Annotated in this window: 14 protein-coding genes and 2 tRNA genes; 11 read left to right on the top strand and 5 right to left on the bottom strand. The window is 60.7% G+C overall.

Going from position 1 to position 21,982, the window contains the following annotated elements:
• Positions 1–74: 74 nt before the first annotated feature.
• From PSH81_RS02630 to PSH81_RS02640, 3 genes are all read left to right on the top strand, one after another.
• Positions 75–1,262, top strand: coding sequence for an ATP phosphoribosyltransferase regulatory subunit (locus PSH81_RS02630; RefSeq protein ID WP_226455603.1), 1,188 nt, complete (start codon positions 75–77; stop codon positions 1,260–1,262).
• 54 nt (positions 1,263–1,316) lie between these two features.
• Complete coding sequence (locus tag PSH81_RS02635) at positions 1,317–2,606, top strand: adenylosuccinate synthase (protein WP_192300273.1); 1,290 nt, start codon at positions 1,317–1,319, stop codon at positions 2,604–2,606.
• Positions 2,607–2,745: 139 nt separating this feature from the next.
• On the top strand, positions 2,746–4,680 hold the full coding sequence (locus PSH81_RS02640) for a methyl-accepting chemotaxis protein (RefSeq protein WP_305391958.1): 1,935 nt from the start codon (positions 2,746–2,748) through the stop codon (positions 4,678–4,680).
• 99 nt (positions 4,681–4,779) lie between these two features.
• On the opposite strand, the gene PSH81_RS02645 is transcribed toward PSH81_RS02640, so the two are convergent.
• The 4 genes from PSH81_RS02645 to PSH81_RS02660 all read right to left on the bottom strand — a co-directional run bounded on the left by PSH81_RS02645 (position 4,780) and on the right by PSH81_RS02660 (position 7,855).
• On the bottom strand, positions 4,780–6,345 hold the full coding sequence (locus PSH81_RS02645; RefSeq protein WP_226455605.1) for an iron ABC transporter permease: 1,566 nt from the start codon (positions 6,343–6,345) through the stop codon (positions 4,780–4,782).
• Positions 6,345–7,370 (bottom strand): extracellular solute-binding protein, encoded by a 1,026-nt coding sequence (locus tag PSH81_RS02650; protein ID WP_192300270.1) that lies wholly within the window; start codon positions 7,368–7,370, stop codon positions 6,345–6,347. The genes PSH81_RS02645 and PSH81_RS02650 overlap by 1 nt, the downstream gene beginning before the upstream one ends.
• 158 nt (positions 7,371–7,528) lie before the next feature.
• Positions 7,529–7,615 (bottom strand) — tRNA-Leu (locus tag PSH81_RS02655).
• Between the two features lie 153 nt (positions 7,616–7,768).
• Positions 7,769–7,855: transfer RNA gene (locus PSH81_RS02660), tRNA-Leu, on the bottom strand.
• 224 nt (positions 7,856–8,079) lie between these two features.
• Between PSH81_RS02660 and rnr the strand changes: the two genes are divergently transcribed.
• The 7 genes from rnr to dnaB all read left to right on the top strand — a co-directional run bounded on the left by rnr (position 8,080) and on the right by dnaB (position 15,361).
• On the top strand, positions 8,080–10,713 hold the full coding sequence (rnr, locus tag PSH81_RS02665; protein ID WP_305391959.1) for a ribonuclease R: 2,634 nt from the start codon (positions 8,080–8,082) through the stop codon (positions 10,711–10,713).
• Positions 10,710–11,465 carry a 23S rRNA (guanosine(2251)-2'-O)-methyltransferase RlmB gene (rlmB, locus tag PSH81_RS02670; RefSeq protein ID WP_226455607.1) on the top strand — a complete coding sequence of 252 codons (756 nt, stop codon included), beginning with the start codon at positions 10,710–10,712 and terminating at the stop codon, positions 11,463–11,465. The genes rnr and rlmB overlap by 4 nt, the downstream gene beginning before the upstream one ends.
• 311 nt (positions 11,466–11,776) lie before the next feature.
• A complete protein-coding gene (rpsF, locus tag PSH81_RS02675) occupies positions 11,777–12,199 on the top strand; it encodes a 30S ribosomal protein S6 (protein WP_003217491.1) in 423 nt (140 codons plus the stop codon).
• A 28-nt stretch (positions 12,200–12,227) separates the two neighbouring features.
• Entirely contained in the window at positions 12,228–12,458 is a 231-nt protein-coding gene (rpsR, locus tag PSH81_RS02680) for a 30S ribosomal protein S18 (protein WP_003171373.1), read from the top strand.
• Between the two features lie 36 nt (positions 12,459–12,494).
• Complete coding sequence (locus PSH81_RS02685) at positions 12,495–13,388, top strand: hypothetical protein (protein ID WP_192300267.1); 894 nt, start codon at positions 12,495–12,497, stop codon at positions 13,386–13,388.
• Positions 13,389–13,406: 18 nt separating this feature from the next.
• The gene (rplI, locus tag PSH81_RS02690; protein ID WP_003171376.1) at positions 13,407–13,853 is read left to right on the top strand and encodes a 50S ribosomal protein L9; all 447 of its coding nucleotides are present in this window, start codon (positions 13,407–13,409) and stop codon (positions 13,851–13,853) included.
• Positions 13,854–13,963: 110 nt separating this feature from the next.
• Positions 13,964–15,361 (top strand): replicative DNA helicase, encoded by a 1,398-nt coding sequence (gene dnaB / locus PSH81_RS02695; protein ID WP_192300266.1) that lies wholly within the window; start codon positions 13,964–13,966, stop codon positions 15,359–15,361.
• 6 nt (positions 15,362–15,367) lie between these two features.
• Here dnaB and PSH81_RS02700 read toward each other — a convergent pair whose 3' ends face one another.
• The gene (locus tag PSH81_RS02700; RefSeq protein WP_305391960.1) at positions 15,368–19,336 is read right to left on the bottom strand and encodes a dermonecrotic toxin domain-containing protein; all 3,969 of its coding nucleotides are present in this window, start codon (positions 19,334–19,336) and stop codon (positions 15,368–15,370) included.
• Between the two features lie 214 nt (positions 19,337–19,550).
• On the opposite strand from PSH81_RS02700, the gene PSH81_RS02705 reads away from it, so the two are divergent.
• Positions 19,551–21,854: a YgiQ family radical SAM protein gene (locus PSH81_RS02705; protein WP_192300264.1), complete on the top strand. Its 2,304-nt coding sequence runs from the start codon at positions 19,551–19,553 to the stop codon at positions 21,852–21,854.
• Positions 21,855–21,982 lie beyond the last annotated feature (128 nt).

Raw genomic sequence — 21,982 nt, forward strand, 5'->3', positions numbered from 1 at the left:
AGGCGGCGGGCATTTTCTGCTTCACTCAAGGCTCGGCCTAGGGCTGGCCGCCCGGATCAAAGGGGAATGGCGTAATGGCAACGGTAGACCGCTGGCTGCTGCCAGATGGCATCGAAGAAGTACTGCCACCGGAAGCTGCGCGCATTGAAGTAGCGCGTCGCCAGGTGTTGGATCTGTTCCAGAGCTGGGGTTACGAGTTTGTCGTGACCCCCCATATCGAGTACCTGGAATCCCTGCTGACCGGCGCGGGCCAGGACCTGGATCTGCGCACCTTCAAGGTCATCGACCCGCAATCGGGCCGGCAAATGGGTTTCCGTGCCGACATCACGCCGCAAGTGGCGCGCATTGACGCGCACACCCTGCGTCGCGAAGGCCCGAGCCGCCTGTGCTACGCCGGCAGTGTGCTGCATGCGCAGCCACGTGCCTTGTCGTCTTCCCGTAGCCCGATCCAGTTGGGCGCCGAGTTGTATGGCGATGCCAGCCCGAGCAGCGACGTTGAGGTGATCAGCTTGATGCTGGCCATGCTGCAACTGGCTGACGTACCTGATGTCCACATGGACCTGGGCCACGTCGGTATCTACCGCGGCCTGGCCCGTGCGGCCGGTTTGTCCGGTGAAGTGGAGCAGCAGTTGTTCGACGCCCTGCAACGCAAGGCGATCGATGAAGTGATTGCCTTGACCGAAGGTGTGCCTGCGGAGTTGGCCGAGATGCTGCGTGCACTGGTCAACCTGTGCGGTGGTCGTGAAGTGCTGGTGGCTGCGCGCGAGCGTCTGGCCAAGGCGCCGGCGCCGGTACTGGCTGCACTGGACGATGTGCTGGCTATCGCCGAGCAACTGTCTGCGCGCTTCCCGCAGCTGCCGCTGTACTTTGACCTGGGTGAATTGCGCGGTTACCACTACCACACTGGTGTGGTGTTCGCGGTGTTTGTACCGGGTGTTGGCCAGGCCATCGCCCAAGGCGGTCGTTATGACGACATCGGCGCCGACTTCGGTCGTGCCCGTCCGGCGACCGGCTTCTCTACCGATTTGAAAACCCTGGTGACCCTGGGGCGTGCTGAGGTCGAGCTGCCGTCTGGTGGCATCTGGATGCCCGACAGTACGGACGCGGCACTCTGGCAGCAGGTTTGCCAGTTGCGCAGTGAGGGTCAGCGTGTCGTTCAGGCTTTGCCTGGGCAGCCATTGGCCGCCGCCCGTGAAGCGGACTGCGACCGGCAATTGATTCAGCAGAACGGGCTTTGGCAAGTATCGCCACTGGCTTCTTGAGTTTTCCTGCCGGCCATCGCCGGCACCAAGTTTGCGCGAATGAGGACAAGTGTTATGGGTAAGAATGTCGTAGTCCTGGGCACCCAATGGGGTGATGAGGGCAAAGGCAAGATCGTTGATCTGCTGACCGAACATGCTGCCGCCGTAGTGCGCTACCAAGGTGGCCACAACGCTGGCCACACCCTGGTCATCGATGGCGAAAAAACCGTCTTGCACCTGATCCCGTCGGGCGTGCTGCGCGAAGGCGTGCAGTGCCTGATCGGCAACGGCGTGGTGGTTGCACCTGACGCCCTGCTGCGCGAGATCATCAAGCTGGAAGAGAAAGGCGTACCTGTGCGCGAGCGCCTGCGTATCAGCCCGTCCTGCCCGCTGATCCTGTCCTTCCACGTCGCGCTGGACCAGGCCCGTGAAAAGGCGCGTGGCGAGCTGAAGATCGGTACGACCGGTCGCGGCATCGGCCCGGCCTACGAAGACAAGGTCGCACGTCGTGGCCTGCGTGTGGGCGACCTGCTCAACATGCCGCGTTTCGAAGACAAACTGCGTGAACTGGTGGATTACCACAACTTCATGCTGGTCGGTTACTACAAAGAACCGGCTATCGAATTCGACAAGACCCTGGCTGAGTGCAAGGAATACGCTGAGCTGCTCAAGCCGCTGATGCTGGACGTGACCGCCGAACTGCACGACCTGCGTCGCGCCGGCAAAGACATCATGTTCGAAGGCGCCCAAGGCTCCCTGCTGGACATCGACCACGGCACCTACCCGTACGTGACCAGCTCCAACACCACCGCTGGTGGCGTTGCGACCGGTTCCGGTGTTGGCCCGATGTTCCTGGACTACATCCTGGGCATCACCAAGGCCTACACCACCCGTGTAGGTTCGGGTCCGTTCCCGACTGAGCTGTTCGACGAAGTCGGCGCTCACCTGGCCAAGCAAGGCCACGAGTTCGGTGCCACCACCGGCCGTGCCCGTCGTTGCGGCTGGTTCGACGCCGTTATCCTGCGTCGCGCTATCGATGTGAACAGCATCTCGGGCATCTGCCTGACCAAGCTGGACGTACTCGACGGCCTGGAAACCATCAACATTTGCGTCGGCTACAAAGACGCAAACGGTAATGATGTTGCCCCGACCGACGCTGACAGCTACGTGGGCCTGCTGCCTGTGTACGAAGAAGTGCCGGGCTGGACCGAATCGACCGTGGGTGCCAAAACCCTGGAAGAACTGCCGGCCAACGCCCGTGCCTACATCAAGCGCGTTGAAGCGCTGATCGGCGCACCGATCGACATTATTTCGACGGGTCCGGACCGCAACGAAACTATCGTTCTGCGTCACCCGTTCGCTTAATAAGCTGTTGATGTAAAAAGCAAAGGGCTCCTTCGGGAGCCCTTTGTCGTTTCTGGCGATCAAGCGGCACGACCCTTGCTTTGAATCCTTCTTTCGCGGTGCTATCAATTTAATGGCACCCGTGGTGGAGGGATTCCCGATGTCTGCCGTTCTCTCATTGTTACAAAGTCGTCTGTTGCGGCCCGTGTTCGTTACCCTAGGTATCGCCCTTTTGGTGCAAGTGCTGGTGGCCGTCGCTCTGACGCGGAGCACGGTGACTGCATTGGAAGCGGATTTGGGTAATCGCCTGGGTATCGACAGCCAGAAACTGTCTGGCGAGTTGGCGCAAGCCGGCAAGGAAGTCACGTCCAGCCTCGACAGCTTGTCGACCAGTACCCGTCAGCGTCTGACCGCCGGACTTTCGACGCGCTTGCAGGAAGAACAGAAGCAACTGCGTGCGACCCTGGAAAAAGACCTGAAAGACTCCGCCAACGACATGGCGCAACTACTGGCCTCGGTGGCGCCACGCGCCATGTGGGACAGCGACGTGCCGACCTTGTCCGAGTTCGCCCGGCGCGCCCAGCGCAATCCCAACGTGCTGTTCGTGGTCTACGACGACGCGGCGGGCGAGCACCTGACGCGCTACTTGAACCGGGAAAACCCGATCAACAAGGCGTTGCTGGAAAAAGGCCAGGGTGACCGCGCACTCGACAAAGTGTTGAATGCGGCGAAGAACGATCCGTCGGTGTACTACGTCGAGGCCTCCATAAGCCCCAACGGCGTGGAAATCGGCAAGGTTCTGATGGGCGTTTCGACGGCTTCGGTCGAGGCCGACCTGCAAGCCCTGGACAAGCGTTTCGCCACCCTGATCGCCAGCGGTGATCAACTGGTTGGTGACAGCCTCAAAGGCGCCGCCGCTGACAGCGCCGCCGCCATGGGCGCACGCCTGCAATCGGCACAAGCCACCGCCACCCAGATGACCGCCAACACCACCAGCGCCGTACAGGAGGCCGCCGGCACGCTGCGCTGGCGCATCGGCATGGGGCTCGCGCTGGTCGGTCTGGGTGTCCTGCTGCTGATCGCCATCGTGCTCGGGCGCCGTGTGGTCAATCGCCTGAAGCTGTTGATTGCCGCAATGGATGACCTGGCCGCGGGCGAGGGCGACCTCACCAAACGTGTGCAAATCAGCAGCAAGGATGAAATCGGCGACATGGCTTCGGCGGTCAATCGCTTTGTGGATAAGTTGCAACCCATCGTGCGTGAAGCCGGCGATGTGGCCCAACGCACCGGCGTGGAAATCGGCGCGATGACCCTGCGCAACGCTGGCGCCGACGCCGCTGCCGGTTTGCAGCGCGATGAGGTGGCCGAGAGCCTGCGGGCGCTGTCACAAATGGCTGACGAGGCCCAGGCCGAAAGCCATGCCATGCAGGCCGCCTTGCAGCAGGTGGTGGATATTCGCCAGGCCACGGATGAAAACTCACGCACCTCGACGGAAGTCGGCAGCCTGATCGAAGCGCTGGCGGGGCAGGTGCAGGCCGGTTCCAAGGTGATCGAGCGCCTGGCCCAGCAAAGTGAGCAGATTGAGGTGGTGTTGACGGTGATCCATGGCATTGCCGAGCAAACCAACCTGTTGGCGCTCAACGCCGCCATCGAGGCGGCACGTGCCGGCGAAACCGGGCGCGGCTTTGCGGTGGTGGCGGACGAAGTGCGGGCATTGGCCAGCAAGACCCAGAGCTCTACCGGCGACATTCAGGCGCATATCGTCGCGTTGCAGCAGGGCGCGCGTGAAGCGGTGGAAACCATCGGCAAGGCCGGGCGTCAGGCCAATGAAGGCTTGCTGGTGCTGCGCGACAGCGTGCGCTTGCAGCAGACCGTACAGGCTTCGGTGGAGCAAGTGCATGCGGCTATTGGTTTGGCGACGCGTGCGGCGGAGCATCAGGCGCAAGGCGCGCAGGCGGTGCGTGGGCGGGTCGAGGTGATCCATGCCCAGGCCGAGCGGGCGGCGCAGGCGGTGGTGGAGACGACCGCCAGTGGCAAGGTGCTGGATGGGTTGGCGGCGCAGTTGAAGGCCAGCCTGGGGCAGTTTCGCGCTTGAAGGTCGTCAGCTCCGGCCTCATCGCAGGCAAGCCAGCTCCCACATTTTGATTTGTGAATACCGTCAAATGTGGGAGCTGGCTTGCCTGCGATAGCGGTATCAGCGGCTCAGATACATCCGAGTCGTCAGCAGATAAACCGGCAACCCCGACACCAGAATCAGCAGCGCCGCATACGGCGCCGCCGCTGCAAATTCCACATTCGAAGTGTGCGCCCACACTGCCGTCGCCAGGGTATTCAACCCGGTCGGGCTGAGCAGCAAGGTCGCCGTCAATTCCTTCATGGCATCCAGAAATACCAGTGCGAACGCCGCACCCAATGCAGGAAAGATGATCGGCAAGGTCACCCGGCAAAACGCGCTGAACGACGACGCGCCCAAGGTGCGTGCAGCCTCTTCCAATTGCGGAGCAGCCTTGTTCAGCGCCGTACGGATCGGTGCTTGAGCCAAAGGCAAAAACAGCAACGCATACGCAATCAGCAACAGCGCCGACGTCTGATACAGCGCCGGCACGTAATGCAGCGCGAAATACACCAGCGTCAACGCAATCACCAGGCCGGGCAGGGCGTGCAGCAGGTAGGGCAAGCGCTCGGCCCAGATCGCCAACTGGCCTTTATAACGCACCACCAGCAAGCCTACCGGCACCGCCAGCACCAGGCACAACGCTGCGCCGCCGAGGGACAGCGCCAGCGAGGACAGCAGCGCCTCACTGATCGCGGCCACCGGAAACGCTGCCGATGAACCTACCGCTAGCCAGTAACCAAGCATGCCCAACGGAATGCCGCTGCCGATGATCGCCAGTGCCAGGCAATAGAGTTGCCCCAGCGGTGCCCACTTGCCCAATCGCACCTGCCCGGCATGTCGCGCCGCGCCCTGGCCGATGCGCACGTGTCGGCCCTTGCCGCGTACACGCAGCTCCAGCCACAGCAATGTCAGGCACATCACCAGCAATACCGCCGAGAGCATCGCGGCGTTGGCGTTACTGAATTCCAGTTCGAATTGCTGGTAGATCGCGGTGGTGAATGTTTGCAGGCCGATGATCGACAGCGCGCCGAATTCCACCAGCATATGCAGCGCGATCAACAACGCCCCGGCCAGCAGCGACGGCCACAGCAAGGGCAGGGTGACGCGCCAGAACACGCCCCAACGGTTCAGCCCCAGGGTGCGTGCGGACTCTTCCAGGGACGGGTCGAGGTTTCGCAGGGTCGCCGCCACCGGCAGGAAGACCAGCGGGTATTTCGACAGGCTCATCACCAGGATCGCGCCGCCGAGGCCTTCGAAGTTGGCACTCAACGACACCCAGGTAAAGCTGCTGACGAACGCCGGCACCGCAAACGGCAGGCACAGGATCACGCCCCAGATACGCCGACCGCTCAGGTTGCTGCGTTCCAGCAGCCACGCCAGGGACAGCCCGACCACTGCGCACGTCACCGTCACGCCGACCATCAGCGCGAGGGTGTTGCGCAGCAGGCCGAATACATACGGGCGCCACAGCAGGTGCACGGCCTCGGCCCAGCCAGCCTGCCAGGCCTTGAGCCCGACGTACACCAGCGGCAGCAGGCTCAAGCCCACCAGAAACAGCACGGGCAACAGCAGCCAGATCGACGGCCGCTTGCGCCGCGGGCTGAACCCCCCGCGTAGGGCGGGGGCGCAGAGCGATGGGTTCATCAGTTCAAGCCAACGTCACGTTCCAGGTCCAGGGCTTCTTCGGCGTTGCCCAGGTCGGCGGGGGTGACTTTCGGCGGTTGCAACTCGCTGAAAGGCTTGAGGCCGCGGCTGGATTCCATGCCCTTGCGCAGCGGGTATTCGGCCGAGGTGTTGGTGATCACGCGCTGGCCTTCTTCACTGGCCATGAACGCCAGCAGTTGCTGGGCTTCCTTGGGATGCTTGCTGGATTTCAGCGCGGCAGCGGACGACACGGTGATCAGCCCGCCAACGTCGCCATCAGTGAAGTAATGCAGTTGCGAATCCAGGTTGGTTTTTTCCTTTTTCAGGGCAAACCAGTAGTAGTTGTTCACCAGCACGGTGGCCACTTCGCCATTCTCCACGGCTTTGAGGGCGACCATGTTGTTGCTGTAGACCTTGCCGAATGCGCGCAGGCCGGTCAGCCATTCTTCGGCGGCGTCACGTCCGTGCAGCTTGATGATCGCCACGGCCTGTTCCTGGAACGCGCCGCTGGTGGGCACGAAGCCGACCTTGCCTTGCCACTCGGGGCCGGCGAAATCCAGCACCGACTTGGGCAGGTCTTTTTCGGCGATCAGTTTCGGGTTGAAGGCCACGACGCGGGTGCGCGCGGTCACGCCCATCCAGTCGCCATTGGCGCCGACATAGTCCTTGGGCAAGACATCGAGGGTGGCGGCGTCGATCTTGGCTAGCATGCCTTGCTCGCCGAGTTTGTTCAGCGGCGGCGACTCTTCGGTGTAGATCACATCGGCCGGGGAGCGTGCGCCTTCTTCGACGACCTGGCTGGCCAGCTGGTTGCTGCTGCCTTTGCGCACGTTGACGTGAATGCCGGTCTTGGCTTCGAAGGCCTTGGCGAGTTCATCGCCGACTTCCTTGTGCTGACCGTTGTACAGGGTCAGGGAGACCTTGTCGGCAGAATAAGCGGCGGGCGAGAGCAGGGTCAGGCCGAGCAGAGTGATGGTCAGGCCACGCAGAAGGGATGTCTTGAGACGGGTATCGCGGATCATCATCCGGAGGTTTCCTCGCTTGAGTGCAACAAATCATTGCAAGGATAAACGATAAACCTTCTCAAGTGCGGGCGAGGGGGGAATAGGTATGCAACTTTTGAGGCTGGCGTTTTCAAACCCCGGAAACGAAAAAACCCGCTTTCGCGGGTTTGATCTGAATTTGGTGCCCAGGAGAAGACTCGAACTTCCACGACCTTGCGATCACCAGCACCTGAAGCTGGCGTGTCTACCAATTTCACCACCTGGGCATTATCAAGCAACGTTGCCGCTGTTGATGGGGCGAACTATACGGCGGGCTTTTAGATCTGTAAACCCCTGATTCAAAAAAATAAATCGGGATTTGCGTTAAAAATCAAAGGCCTGAAACGAAAAAACCCGCTTTCGCGGGTTTGATCTGAATTTGGTGCCCAGGAGAAGACTCGAACTTCCACGACCGTAAGGTCACCAGCACCTGAAGCTGGCGTGTCTACCAATTTCACCACCTGGGCAACATCAACAACGTTGCCGTCGTCGATGGCGCGCACTATACGGAGGGGCTTTAGAGCTGTAAACCCCTGCCATGAAAAAAACCTGGAATATTTCTCCAGTGGTCGTGCAAGGTGCCTGGAAAGGGCACCAAAGGGCTTTTAAACGCTTGTTGATGCCTGAAATTTCCCGTTTCAATACGCGTATGCCAAACTAACCCGCATATAGACAAGGTGAAAACTCTCTAATGGCCGATTGGCAGTCCCTCGATCCCGAGGCCGCTCGTGAAGCGGAAAAATATGAAAACCCTATTCCTAGCCGCGAACTGATCCTGGCGCATCTCGCCGATCGGGGTTCGCCTGCTAGCCGCGAGCAGTTGGTTGAAGAATTCGGTCTGACCACCGAAGACCAGCTCGAAGCCCTGCGCCGCCGCTTGCGTGCCATGGAGCGCGACGCACAACTGATCTACACCCGCCGTGGCACTTATGCACCTGTGGATAAGCTTGACCTGATCCTGGGCCGCATCGCCGGCCACCGTGACGGCTTCGGCTTCCTGATCCCAGACGACGGCAGCGACGACCTGTTCATGAGCCCGGCGCAAATGCGTCTGGTGTTCGATGGCGACCGTGCGCTGGCGCGCGTGTCTGGCCTCGACCGTCGTGGTCGCCGTGAAGGCGTGATCGTCGAAGTGGTGTCCCGTGCCCACGAGTCCATCGTTGGCCGTTACTTCGAAGAAGGCGGCATCGGCTTTGTAGTGCCGGATAACCCGAAGGTCCAGCAGGAAGTGCTGATCACCCCGGGTCGCAATGGCGCCGCCAAGGTCGGTCAGTTCGTCGAGGTGAAGATCACCCACTGGCCAACCGCACGGTTCCAGCCACAGGGCGATATTGTTGAAGTGGTCGGCAACTACATGGCGCCGGGCATGGAAATCGACGTTGCGCTGCGCACCTACGATATTCCTCACGTCTGGCCTGAGGCTGTGCTGAAAGAAGCCGCCAAGCTCAAGCCGGAAGTGGAAGAAAAAGACAAAGAAAAACGCATCGACCTGCGCCATCTGCCGTTCGTCACCATCGACGGCGAAGATGCCCGCGACTTCGACGATGCGGTCTACTGCGAAGCCAAGCCGGGCAAGCTGCGTCTGTTTTCCGGCGGCTGGAAGTTGTTCGTTGCGATTGCCGACGTGTCCAGCTATGTGAAGATCGGTTCGGCCCTGGACAACGAAGCCCAGGTGCGCGGCAACTCGGTGTATTTCCCCGAGCGCGTGATTCCGATGCTGCCTGAGCAGCTGTCCAACGGCCTGTGCTCCCTGAACCCGAAAGTCGATCGTTTGGCCATGGTGTGCGAGATGACCATCTCGAAAACCGGCGAAATGACCGACTACCAGTTCTATGAAGCGGTGATCCACTCCCAGGCGCGCCTGACCTACAACAAGGTCAGCACCATTCTGGAAACGCCGAAGACCAGCGAAGCCAAGGCCCTGCGTACTGAATACGCTGGCGTAGTGCCGCACCTCAAGCAGCTTTATTCGCTGTACAAAGTGTTGCTGGGCGCCCGTCATACCCGTGGCGCGATCGATTTTGAAACCCAGGAAACCCGGATTGTCTTCGGTTCCGAGCGCAAGATCGCCGCGATTACCCCGACCACGCGTAACGATGCCCACAAGCTGATCGAGGAATGCATGCTGGCGGCCAACGTGGCCACTGCCGAATTCCTGCAGAAGCACGAAATTCCTGCGCTGTATCGCGTGCACGACGGCCCGCCGCCGGAGCGTCTGGAGAAGCTGCGCGCGTTCCTCGGCGAGCTCGGCCTGTCCCTGCACAAAGGCAAGGACGGCCCGACGCCGAAGGACTACCAGGCACTGCTGGCGAGCATCAAGGATCGTCCGGATTACCACGTGATCCAGACCGTAATGCTGCGCTCCCTGAGCCAGGCGGTGTACAGCGCCGATAACCAGGGCCACTTCGGCCTGAATTACGAAGCGTACACGCACTTCACTTCGCCGATCCGTCGTTACCCGGACCTGCTCACGCACCGCGCGATCCGCAGCGTGATCCATTCCAAGCAGAACACCCCGCACGTCAAGCGCGCCGGTGCCATGACCATTCCGAAGGCACGGATCTATCCGTACGACGAAGCGGCCCTGGAACAGTTGGGCGAGCAGTGCTCCATGAGCGAGCGCCGCGCCGACGAAGCTACCCGCGACGTGGTGAACTGGCTCAAGTGCGAGTTCATGAAGGATCGCGTAGGCGAGTCGTTCCCAGGTGTGATCACCGCCGTCACCGGCTTTGGCCTGTTTGTGGAACTGACCGACATCTACGTCGAAGGCCTGGTACACGTTACCGCCTTGCCGGGTGACTACTACCACTTCGATCCTGTGCATCACCGCCTGGCGGGCGAGCGCACCGGTCGCAGCTTCCGTCTGGGCGACACCGTGGAAGTGCAGGTCATGCGCGTCGATCTCGACGAGCGCAAGATCGATTTTGGTATGTCCGACAAGCCGGCCGAGTCGCCGGGTAGCCGTAAAAAGCGTGGCAGTACACCCACTGCTCCGGCAAGCAAAGGCAAGGGTGCCCCTGCCAAAGCAGCGCCTGAGCCTGAGCCGGCCAAGGTTGCTCGTCGCTCTGCGGCCAAGGAAAAAGCCCCCGAGGCCTACCGCCCGAGCGACGCCGCGGCGAAAAATGCCGAGCTGCGCAAGAGTCGTGAGTTGAAGCAGCAGTTGCTCAACGAAGCCAAAAGCGGTGGTAAAGCGGCGTCTGGGGGAAAGTCCCACGGGGCGGAAAAACCGTCGAGCAAGCCGAGTAAACACCGTAAAGGCCCGCCGAAAGCGGGCTCGGCCCCTGCCAAAAGCGGCGGGTCGCGCAAACCTAAGGCCAAGTCATGAGTCTGGAAAAAATCTACGGCGTACACGCCGTGGAAGCACTGCTGCGTCACCACCCGAAGCGCGTCAAACAAGTGTGGTTGGCAGAAGGTCGCAGCGAGCCGCGCGTTCAGGCGCTGGTTGAGCTGGCGAACCAAAACAAGGTTGCCATCGGTCAAGCCGAGCGTCGTGAAATGGACGTTTGGGTCGAAGGCGTTCACCAGGGCGTGGTTGCGGACGTAAGCCCGAGCCAGGTCTGGGGCGAGGCGATGCTCGACGAGCTGCTCGACCGTACCGAGGGTGCGCCGCTGTTGCTGGTGCTGGACGGCGTGACCGACCCGCACAACCTCGGCGCCTGCCTGCGTTCGGCAGATGCTGCCGGCGCACTGGCGGTGATCGTGCCCAAAGACAAGTCGGCCACCCTGACGCCGGTTGTGCGCAAGGTTGCCTGCGGTGCAGCGGAAGTGATTCCGCTGGTGGCCGTGACCAACCTGGCGCGCACCCTGGAGAAACTCCAGCAGCGCGGCTTGTGGGTCGTGGGCACGGCAGGGGAGGCGGAGGTCAGCATTTATGACCAGGACCTCACCGGCCCGACCATCCTGATCATGGGCGCCGAAGGCAAGGGCATGCGTCGCCTGACCCGTGAGCACTGCGATTATCTGGTGCACCTGCCGATGGCCGGTAGCGTCAGCAGCTTGAACGTGTCGGTTGCCACCGGCGTGTGCTTGTTCGAAGCGCAGCGTCAGCGTGGCGCGAAGGCCAAGCCGAAGAAGTAACTAGGTCTGTCGCAGGCCAAATGTGGGAGCGGGCTTGCTCGCGAATACGGTATGTCAGTCACTGCAATTGGGGCTGATACACCGTATTCGCGAGCAAGCCCGCTCCCACATTGGTTTTGTGTTTGGCCTGAGAAGGTGATTGTTCAAATAATCACCAATCACCTTGCACGCTTCCTCCCCCTTCTCTACAATTGCGCCCCTTGCCTTCCTGGCGGGCACCGATGTGTCCCCCTTCGGCAAGATCCATAAGTGTCATTCACTCCTTGTCTGACCGTTTTTGAGCGGCAGGCTACAACCCGTAAGGAGCATTCATGCGTCATTACGAAATCATCTTTTTGGTCCACCCGGATCAAAGCGAGCAAGTCGGCGGCATGGTTGAGCGTTACACCAAGCTGATCGAAGAAGACGGCGGCAAAATCCACCGTCTGGAAGATTGGGGCCGTCGTCAACTGGCCTACGCAATCAACAATGTTCACAAGGCTCACTACGTGATGCTGAACGTTGAGTGCACTGGCAAGGCCCTGGCCGAGCTGGAAGACAACTTCCGCTACAACGATGCAGTGATCCGTAACCTGGTCATCCGTCGCGAAGAAGCCGTTACCGGCCAATCCGAGATGCTCAAGGCTGAAGAAAACCGCAGTGAGCGCCGTGAGCGTCGCGACCGTCCTGAGCACGAAGGCGCTGAAAGCGCTGATAGTGATGACAGCGACAACAGCGACAACGCTGACGAGTAATCCACGGACCTTTTAAGGAGCCTATCAAATGGCACGTTTCTTCCGTCGTCGTAAATTCTGCCGCTTCACCGCTGAAGAAGTGAAGGAGATCGATTACAAAGATCTCAACACTCTGAAAGCCTACGTATCCGAGACCGGCAAAATCGTTCCAAGCCGTATCACCGGTACCAAAGCTCGTTATCAGCGTCAGCTGGCCACCGCTATCAAGCGCGCCCGCTTCCTGGCCCTGCTGGCCTACACCGACAGCCACGGCCGCTGAGACCGGGCAGTCGACAAGTAGTAAGGGATTGAATGCATGCGCGCCTTAGCTGAGTTCATCATGCGCGGTCGTGTGCAGGCCACTCTGGTAGTGGCTGGATGTGCGGCATTGCCGTTGCTTTATTGGTTGGGTGCTGCCGCTGGTTGCCTTGTGCTGCTGCGGCGCGGTTTGAAGGACGCCCTTGGCGTTCTTGCCCTGGGATTGTTGCCTGCCTTGATCTGGTGGGTGCAATTGGGTGATCCACGGGTACTTCTGGTACTGCTGGGGTCATCGAGCCTTGCGTTGGTTCTGCGCGCAAGTGAGTCCTGGGTCCGCACGCTGCTGGTCAGCGTGGCATTGGGGTTGGTGTACTCAGTGATGCTTGGCGCGGCTTTCCGCCCGCAAATCGAAGCGCTGTCGCAAGAGATCGTCAAGATCCTGCCGATGGCCCTCGGGGATCTCTACCAGCAATTGTCGGTAGATGAGCGAGCGCGGTTTGCGTCACTGATTGCCCCGGTCCTGACCGGCCTGATTGCGGCATTGTTGCAGGTCGTCAGCGTGCTGAGCCTGATTGTTGGGCGCTATTGGCAGGCGTTGTTGTACAACCCGGGTGGTTTTGGTCGCGAATTTCGCAGTATCAGAATCCCAGCGGGGCCGGCGATGTTGCTGCTGGCGTGCATGGTTGTCGGGCCGAATTTCGGCCCACAGATGGCCGTGTTGGCGCCGATTTGCAGCGTACCGCTGGTGTTTGCCGGATTGGCCCTGATTCATGGGCTGGTTGCGCGAAAGCGCCTGGCCAAATTCTGGCTGGTGGGGTTGTACGTCACGCTGTTGCTGTTCATGCAGCTGATCTATCCGTTACTCGTGGTCTTGGCCATTGTCGACGGCCTGATTGATTTTCGCGGTCGTCTGGCGCCGAAAGACGCCGACAACGCGAACGGTGAAGGTTAAAAGTTAGAGGATTTTCACATGCAACTGATCCTTCTGGAAAAAGTCGCCAACCTGGGCAACCTGGGCGACAAAGTGAACGTTAAGGCCGGCTACGGTCGTAACTACCTGCTGCCATACGGCAAAGCCACCGCTGCAACCGCTGCCAACCTGGCTGCGTTTGAAGAGCGTCGTGCTGAGCTGGAAAAAGCAGCAGCAGACAAGAAAGCTTCGGCCGAAACTCGCGCTGCCCAACTGGCTGAGCTGGAAGTGACTATCACTGCCACCGCCGGTGACGAAGGCAAGCTGTTCGGTTCGATCGGCACCCACGACATCGCTGATGCACTGACCGCCTCCGGCGTTGAAGTGCAGAAGAGCGAAGTTCGTCTGCCGAACGGCACCATCCGCAACGTAGGCGAATTCGACGTAGCCGTGCACCTGCACGCCGAAGTTGAAGCCACCGTACGCGTTGTCGTGGTAGCAGCTTAAGTCGCACCTAACTGACTGGCACCTACGGTGTCAGCCGGTTAACATCGGGCACGATCCTGTTTACAGGTCGTGCCTTTTGTTTTTCTACACACCCCAAATTCCAAGTGGCCATGAACGATATTTCAGCTCCTGAGCAATACGATCTGCAAACCGCTGCCCTGAAGGTGCCGCCGCATTCCATCGAGGCCGAACAGGCCGTGCTCGGTGGCTTGATGCTGGACAACAACGCCTGGGAGCGCGTGCTGGATCAAGTCTCGGACGGTGATTTCTATCGCCATGACCACCGCCTGATCTTCCGTGCCATCGCCAAGCTGGCCGACCAGAACTCGCCGATCGACGTGGTGACCCTGGCCGAGCAGCTGGACAAGGAAGGCCAGACCTCCCAAGTCGGCGGTCTGGGCTACCTCGGTGAACTGGCAAAAAATACGCCGTCCGTCGCCAACATCAAGGCGTATGCGCAGATCGTCCGCGAGCGCGCCACCCTGCGCCAGTTGATCGGCATCAGCACCGAAATCGCCGACAGTGCCTTCAACCCCGAAGGCCGCACCGCCGCCGAGATCCTCGACGAAGCCGAACGCCAAATCTTCCAGATCGCCGAAGCACGCCCGAAGACTGGCGGCCCGGTGGGCGTCAACGAGCTGTTGACCAAGGCCATCGACCGTATCGACACGCTGTTCAACACCGACAACGCCATCACCGGTATTTCCACCGGCTACACCGACCTCGACGAGAAGACCAGCGGCCTGCAACCGGCCGACCTGATCATCGTCGCCGGCCGTCCATCCATGGGTAAAACCACCTTTGCGATGAACCTGGTGGAAAACGCCGTGTTGCGCAGCGACAAGACCGTATTGGTGTACTCCCTGGAGATGCCAGGTGAATCGCTGATCATGCGGATGCTCTCGTCCCTGGGCCGTATCGACCAGACCAAGGTCCGTGCCGGTCGCCTGGAAGACGACGACTGGCCGCGCCTGACCTCGGCGGTCAACCTGCTCAACGATCGCAAGTTGTTCATCGATGACACCGCGGGCATCAGCCCGTCGGAGATGCGCGCACGTACCCGCCGCCTGGTGCGTGAGCACGGCGACATTGCGCTGATCATGATCGACTACCTGCAATTGATGCAGATCCCCGGCTCCAGCGGCGACAACCGCACCAACGAGATTTCCGAGATTTCCCGGTCCCTCAAGGCCCTGGCCAAGGAATTCAACTGCCCGGTGGTGGCGTTGTCCCAGCTCAACCGCTCCCTGGAACAGCGTCCCAACAAGCGCCCGGTGAACTCCGACTTGCGGGAATCCGGAGCGATCGAGCAGGACGCCGACGTCATCATGTTCGTGTATCGCGACGAGGTGTATCACCCCGAGACCGAGCACAAGGGCATCGCCGAAATCATCATCGGTAAGCAGCGGAACGGGCCGATCGGCTTTATCCGCCTGGCGTTCATCGGCAAGTACACTCGCTTCGAGAACCTGGCGCCGGGTAGCTACAACTTCGACGATGACGAGTAACGCTGGCTAAGGCCTGGCAAACAGATCCCGGATCGTGGCTTCGTCGTATTGGTAGTTCCAGCGTAACTCACTGCCCGCTTGGATGTTTTCGCTGGCAAAAAGCCCGGTGAGGATCAGTTGCTCCGAAGGGCCGTCGCCTGTTTGGGCCTGGACCCGAAACTGCGCGGCTTCAACGTTATAGCCAGTGGCGGCCTGCCGGACCGGGGTGCCCGCAGTGTCGTAGTCAAATAGGGTGTTGATCCGCGACAGCACATTGTCTCCAGAGAGCACTGGCTGGGTATTCACTGCAAAGGGAGTGGTCGGCCTGACGTTTTTCACTGCCATCAGATAAGGGTCCCTGCGCGCCTTGGCAATGAACAGGGGCAACAACTCTCCACCGTAGACACCCAGTGCTTCACCGGCTGCGAGGGGGCGCCGGCTGATAACGGTGGCTTGGCCGATCAGCGAGGCTTCTTGGGGAAATCGTTGATGGGCTGCTGTGAAGGGCACCACCTCGAGTTTGTCTTCATAAAGCTGTGCGACGCTTTCATAGCCTTCCCACCGGATGTATGGACGAAGCTGAATATTCTCGTATACACGGTTGGACGTTAACGATCTTCCTCGACTTTGTAGCAGCCGAATACGCATCGGCTTGCCTTGTTGGTCGCGTAGCGGATAACGGCCGTTGTTGGCACGATCATAATGACCCCGGTAGTTTTGGCTGAATTGATAGCCGCGCTCGGCGCGCATGTGGTTCAGTTCTTGACGTGTGTATTGCGCCTTTACCCAGCCCTCTTCGGCGGACAGGTACGTGCTGGAGGTGTGGGTCGACTCAAAATCCGCACTCGAATCCATGTCTTCAGCTGACGGTGTAGGGGAGTTTCCTCCGCCGAGTAATTTTCCTTTGGCGGGATCAATTTCCCACCCCCCTCCGGCTTTGTTACGCAGGTAGGGTTGATAGAACCTGAAAGGGCTGCGGGTGTCGATCAGCCGCCATCCCGGATGGGCAGGTTTGACTCGGTAATATTTCTGACTGTCTTGAATGTAATAACGGCAACTGCCGTCCGATAGCGCAGGGGTTCGATGGATGTTGTCAGGCCCTGCTGTCAGCCCGGACAACGGCGCCGTTTCCGCGAATAGCGGGTCGAGTGCTATTCCTGCGCCGTTTGATGCCGGCGGGAAAGGCGGCAAGGCTCGGCAAGGCGTCGGGCCCTCGGCCAATAGCCGTTGGGCGGTTTTGTGCAGAGCCTGCTCAAGGCTGGTTGTGCCCGATTGGCTGAGCAGTGCGCTGTGTTCAGTGGGGGAGAGTGTTTGCTCAATCGCCTCAGGCAGAGGAAGGGGGGCGCTCGGTTGTGCCCCTTGGGCGTCGTGGATGGCGTATAGCTCGCCTTGTCGGATCAAGGCATGCGGTGCGCTGGCCTCGCCGTCACCGATACTCCCCAGAAGCGGGCCGTCGGCGCTGCCATCATACAGTTCAAGCCTGTGGGAGGTAGGCCAGCCGGGAATCTGTTCCAGGGTGTACAGCGCCATCGGCACGCTCTCGCGGTTGCGCATCGAGCCGAGGAAAATACTGCTTTTTAGCCGCGTGGCGTCTGCCGCGCAGCGGTAGGCGTTGGCCTCCTCAAGCAATAGGTCGGGCAGGCCTTCGCCCTTTTGCAGGCGCTGGTGTTCCGGCTGCGTAAGCGTGGACTCCAGTTCTTCGAGGTGGCTTTTGGTCAGTTCCGGTATGAGTGTGCGCATGCTTGTTTCAGCCGGGGTGATGGCGGTTTCACTTGCGCCATTGAGCTGGGAAAACAGCCACTGTTTTTTTTGCGAGGCGTGCTTGGTCAATACCGTGGCCAGGTTTTCGGTTTTGGTGAAATAGTCGATGGGGGTAGGGGGCAAAAGCTGATTGAACTCGGTCTGTGGCAACTGCTCTTGCACCACATGCAACAGCTCTCCCTTTCTGAACCGGGCCTCACTGACGTTGATTTGCAGTGTTCCATTGCCGGCGCTCATCAAAATTTTCTGTTGCTTGTCCACGACCCTCAATACGTACGAGGCGGGCCACTCCGGCAGCGAGCCCAGCAGGTGAAACTGAATAAGTGGCGATAGCGCTGTCACCGAGGCACCCTCGGCGCGTTCCAGGTTGAAATCACTGATTTCCTGGTCCAGGTTGAAGTGCCTGACGGTGTCACGCAGTAAGGGCGGTGGACGGACCATCTCTTCATGGGCCAGGCGTATCGTCGTGGTGTCTGCGCCGCTTAGCAACAGGATAGGTTCGACGGCGTGTGGCTTGATGTTGGCAGCGTCGGGGCCCAGTCGCTTGATCAGTTTGAAGTTGTCCCAGTCCAGGGGCGTCTCGTGCGCGTGGCGCCAACCGCCTGCGCCATTGGTGAGCAGCGGCGGCGAGTACGCATGCGGGTCAGAGGGGTGTGACAGCTCCCATTGGCTGCCAATGGGTGAGCGTCGGGCGGCATAGGCATGGTCATCCAGTTTCACGTAGTACTGCTGTTCGTGAGAATACAGCCCCTGTTTGTCGGCAACCCAATGGTTGGGCAGCGCTTCCGGCTGACGGTAAGGCTTCAGGTCAGCGTGCCACAGGCGCCATCCTTGGTTGCGCACCTGTACTTTCACCAGCCCCGCAGTGAACCGTCCGGCCTTGATGGCGCCGGCGGTGGCGACGGCCATGGCGACATTGTCGATCACGTCCAACAGATCTTCGAGCGCTGCGTGGCTGTCGCCTCGGCGCCAGGCGGCAAAACCGTTGTAGACCGTGCCGATCAATTGCGCGCCGGTGACAATCAGGAGCGCTTCACCCACGATGGGCACGAACGATGCAGCGAAAAACAGCAGGGATTTGCCCAGGTCTATGTAGTACTGCAAGCGCTTTTGTCGGCTGATAATGTCGGCCTGTGCTGTGGGGACTGCCACTGCGCAAGCGTCGCTTTCGATCTGCGCGAAACGCTTCAAGCTGATGGCTTGGAACAGATGGCCAGTGATGCCAGTCAGTGTCAGCGGTTTTTCCAGGTGGGCGGGCCTGATTTTTCCCGGTGAGCCAACAGGCAGCCAATCCACCCAACTGGGCTTCACGGCCAGTAGTGATTCTCGCAAGTGCACGGGGACCAGGCCTTTGAAAAACGCCAGGTATTGCGGTTGCAGAAGGCGTGCGGTGAGTTGTGTTTCCAGTTCCTGCATCGTCTGGTGTAGACGGATGGGGGCTGTCGGATCTTCGGGGGTGTAGAGGATTGGCTGGGTCTCGGCCCGGAGGGCGTAGATAACCAGAACGCTGGGCAGCACCACCCCGCCGATGGTCAGATGGTTGCAGGTCAGGGCAACGTGATGGCCGTGTTCTGTGAGGCCGCTCAAGTCCTCGTAAAGGGTTTGCGGTATGTCGCCCTTAAGGTAGGCCAACTGAGCAGCCACGGCGAGCTTGTGTTGTTCGTGCTCGCGGAAGTGTCCGCGCACCACCACGCTGGATTTGATGACCGCGCGAATATGGTTGAGGTATTTGCCGCCCAGGTCCAGCCGGCGACAGAAGCCGGCGAAGAGGGTGGGTGATTGCAATGTATCAATGCGCCCGGAGGCGCTGGTGTTAAGAATCTTCGAGCCTGCCTCCATGCCATCGTCTTCAGCCTCCGACGCCTCGAAGTTCTGTAGCGCCGCTTCCAGAAGGGATTGTTCGGTGGTGCGTGCGTGGGTATGCAGCAGTCCGAGCAGGTGGCTGGTTTTCCACTCGCGAACCAGGATCGACGTCTTCGCATCCAGCAGCGTCAAGTACTCACTCTTCATGGCCTGCTCGAGCAGGGGGAGCGCGAACGCCTCCGGGCTCTGGATGCGATCGAAGACCGCTTGAAGTTGATGCCTGGATTGATTGCCTTTGAGCAAACTGTTGCGCAAGGCGGTGCGTATATCCGCCGGCGCTCGGGCCAGCCATGTGGGGAGCTGGGTTTTGATGAAGTCTGCGTGGGCATCGGGGCCCGGGGCGGGCGGGGATAGAGCGGTGTGACTGTTCATCGGCATTTCCAACGGAATAGGGGGCGTTGCGAAAGCCTATTCATGGCGCCGTAGGGCAAGGGCCTAGCGGATTAGGCCCCGCACACCCGCAAATTAGGCTTGTTGCCGGATTAAGCAGGGGGCGTGGTAAAAGCCGACCATTGCCGTCGGAATTGGTCAAAATTTGTGCTATATTCCGCCCCCGCGATTTTTCATCTCAACACCGGTCACCGTCATGCAAACAGCCAAGCCGTTATTTGACTATCCCAAGTATTGGGCCGAATGCTTCGGTCCAGCGCCATTCCTGCCCATGAGCAGGGAGGAGATGGATCAGCTTGGCTGGGATTCCTGCGACATCATCATCGTCACTGGTGATGCCTACGTTGACCATCCGTCGTTCGGCATGGCGATCATCGGCCGGCTGCTGGAGTCCCAGGGCTTCCGCGTCGGGATCATTGCCCAACCGAACTGGCAGTCCAAAGACGACTTCATGAAGCTCGGCGAGCCGAACCTGTTCTTCGGCGTCGCGGCCGGCAACATGGACTCCATGATCAACCGCTACACCGCCGACAAGAAAATCCGCTCCGACGACGCCTACACCCCCGGCGGCATGGCCGGCAAACGCCCGGACCGCGCCAGCCTGGTGTACAGCCAGCGCTGCAAGGAAGCCTACAAGCACGTGCCGATCGTGCTCGGTGGCATCGAAGCCTCCCTGCGCCGCATCGCGCACTACGACTACTGGCAGGATCGCGTACGCAACTCGATCCTGATCGACGCCTGCGCCGACATCCTGCTGTACGGCAACGCCGAGCGGGCGATTGTCGAAGTCGCCCAGCGCCTGTCGTGGGGCCACAAGATCGAAGACATCACCGACGTGCGCGGCACCGCGTTCATTCGTCGTGACACGCCGGCAGGCTGGTACGAAGTGGACTCCACGCGTATCGACCGCCCGGGCAAGATCGACAAGATCATCAACCCGTACGTCAACACCCAGGACACCCAGGCCTGCGCCATCGAGCAGGAAAAGGGGCCGGTGGATGACCCGGAAGAAGCCAAGGTCGTACAGATCCTGGCCAGCCCGCGCATGACCCGCGACAAAACGGTGATACGCCTGCCTTCCGTGGAAAAAGTCCGCGGCGATGCGGTGCTCTACGCCCACGCCAACCGCGTGTTGCACCTGGAGACCAACCCAGGTAACGCCCGCGCCCTGGTGCAGAAGCATGGTGAAGTGGATGTGTGGTTCAACCCGCCGCCCATCCCGATGACCACCGAAGAAATGGACTACGTGTTCGGCATGCCTTACGCCCGCGTCCCGCACCCGGCGTATGGCAAGGAGAAGATCCCGGCCTACGACATGATCCGCTTCTCGGTGAACATCATGCGTGGCTGCTTCGGCGGCTGCACCTTCTGCTCGATCACCGAGCACGAAGGCCGCATCATCCAGAACCGTTCCGAAGAGTCGATCATTCGCGAGATCGAAGAGATTCGCGACAAGGTCCCGGGCTTTACCGGAGTGATCTCCGACCTCGGCGGTCCGACCGCGAACATGTACCGCATCGCCTGCAAGAGTCCGGAAATCGAATCCGCGTGCCGCAAGCCGTCGTGCGTGTTCCCCGGCATCTGCCCGAACCTGAACACCGACCACTCTTCCCTGATCCAGCTGTACCGCAGCGCTCGTGCGTTGCCGGGGGTGAAGAAGATCCTGATCGCGTCCGGCCTGCGCTACGACCTTGCGGTCGAGTCGCCGGAATACGTCAAGGAGCTGGTAACCCACCACGTGGGTGGTTACCTCAAGATCGCCCCGGAACACACCGAGGAAGGTCCGCTCAACCAGATGATGAAGCCGGGCATTGGCAGCTATGACAAGTTCAAGCGCATGTTCGAGAAGTACACCAAGGAAGCGGGCAAGGAGCAGTACCTGATCCCGTACTTCATCGCCGCCCACCCGGGCACCACCGATGAAGACATGATGAACCTGGCCCTGTGGCTCAAGGGCAACGGCTTCCGTGCCGACCAGGTGCAGGCGTTCTACCCGTCGCCAATGGCCACCGCCACGGCCATGTACCACTCGGGCAAGAACCCGCTGCGCAAGGTCACCTACAAGAGCGACGCGGTGACCATCGTCAAGAGCGAAGAGCAGCGCCGTCTGCACAAGGCGTTCCTGCGTTATCACGACCCCAAAGGCTGGCCGATGCTGCGTGAGGCACTGACCCGCATGGGCCGCGCCGACCTGATCGGTCCGGGCAAGGAGCAGTTGATCCCGCTGCACCAGCCGAGCACTGACAGCTACCAGAGCGCCCGTCGCAAGAACTCGACGCCGGCCGGCAGCCATAAGGTCGCCAAGGAAACCACCACCAGGATCCTCACCCAGCACACCGGTCTGCCACCGCGCGGCAGTGACGGCAGCAACCCGTGGGACAAGCGTGAGCAAGCCAAGGCCGCGGCCCAGGCCCGCAACAAGCAGGCCGCCAAGGAACGTAGCGATGCGGCGAAGGGCAAGGGCGGCAAGCCTGCGCGCAAGCCGGTGGTGCCGCGTTGATCGACGCGTGAATATGCAAAACGCCAGCCGAGTGCTGGCGTTTTGCTTTCTATTCGGTGGCGCGCCGGTTTGTTAAGGTGGCGCCCATTCAATCGCCATCGCAGGCAAGCCCGCTCCTACAGATGACC

This window comes from Pseudomonas sp. FP2335 (assembly GCF_030687535.1).
Lineage (GTDB): Bacteria > Pseudomonadota > Gammaproteobacteria > Pseudomonadales > Pseudomonadaceae > Aquipseudomonas.

Excerpts from the sequence above, each read along its gene's own strand:
- PSH81_RS02630 (WP_226455603.1), top strand. The coding sequence starts at position 75 with ATGGCAACGGTAGACCGCTGGCTGCTGCCAGATGGCATCGAAGAAGTA.
- PSH81_RS02635 (WP_192300273.1), top strand. The coding sequence starts at position 1,317 with ATGGGTAAGAATGTCGTAGTCCTGGGCACCCAATGGGGTGATGAGGGC.
- PSH81_RS02640 (WP_305391958.1), top strand. The coding sequence starts at position 2,746 with ATGTCTGCCGTTCTCTCATTGTTACAAAGTCGTCTGTTGCGGCCCGTG.
- PSH81_RS02645 (WP_226455605.1), bottom strand. The coding sequence starts at position 6,345 with ATGAACCCATCGCTCTGCGCCCCCGCCCTACGCGGGGGGTTCAGCCCG.
- PSH81_RS02650 (WP_192300270.1), bottom strand. The coding sequence starts at position 7,370 with ATGATGATCCGCGATACCCGTCTCAAGACATCCCTTCTGCGTGGCCTG.
- rnr (WP_305391959.1), top strand. The coding sequence starts at position 8,080 with ATGGCCGATTGGCAGTCCCTCGATCCCGAGGCCGCTCGTGAAGCGGAA.
- rlmB (WP_226455607.1), top strand. The coding sequence starts at position 10,710 with ATGAGTCTGGAAAAAATCTACGGCGTACACGCCGTGGAAGCACTGCTG.
- rpsF (WP_003217491.1), top strand. The coding sequence starts at position 11,777 with ATGCGTCATTACGAAATCATCTTTTTGGTCCACCCGGATCAAAGCGAG.
- rpsR (WP_003171373.1), top strand. The coding sequence starts at position 12,228 with ATGGCACGTTTCTTCCGTCGTCGTAAATTCTGCCGCTTCACCGCTGAA.
- PSH81_RS02685 (WP_192300267.1), top strand. The coding sequence starts at position 12,495 with ATGCGCGCCTTAGCTGAGTTCATCATGCGCGGTCGTGTGCAGGCCACT.
- rplI (WP_003171376.1), top strand. The coding sequence starts at position 13,407 with ATGCAACTGATCCTTCTGGAAAAAGTCGCCAACCTGGGCAACCTGGGC.
- dnaB (WP_192300266.1), top strand. The coding sequence starts at position 13,964 with ATGAACGATATTTCAGCTCCTGAGCAATACGATCTGCAAACCGCTGCC.
- PSH81_RS02700 (WP_305391960.1), bottom strand. The coding sequence starts at position 19,336 with ATGAACAGTCACACCGCTCTATCCCCGCCCGCCCCGGGCCCCGATGCC.
- PSH81_RS02705 (WP_192300264.1), top strand. The coding sequence starts at position 19,551 with ATGCAAACAGCCAAGCCGTTATTTGACTATCCCAAGTATTGGGCCGAA.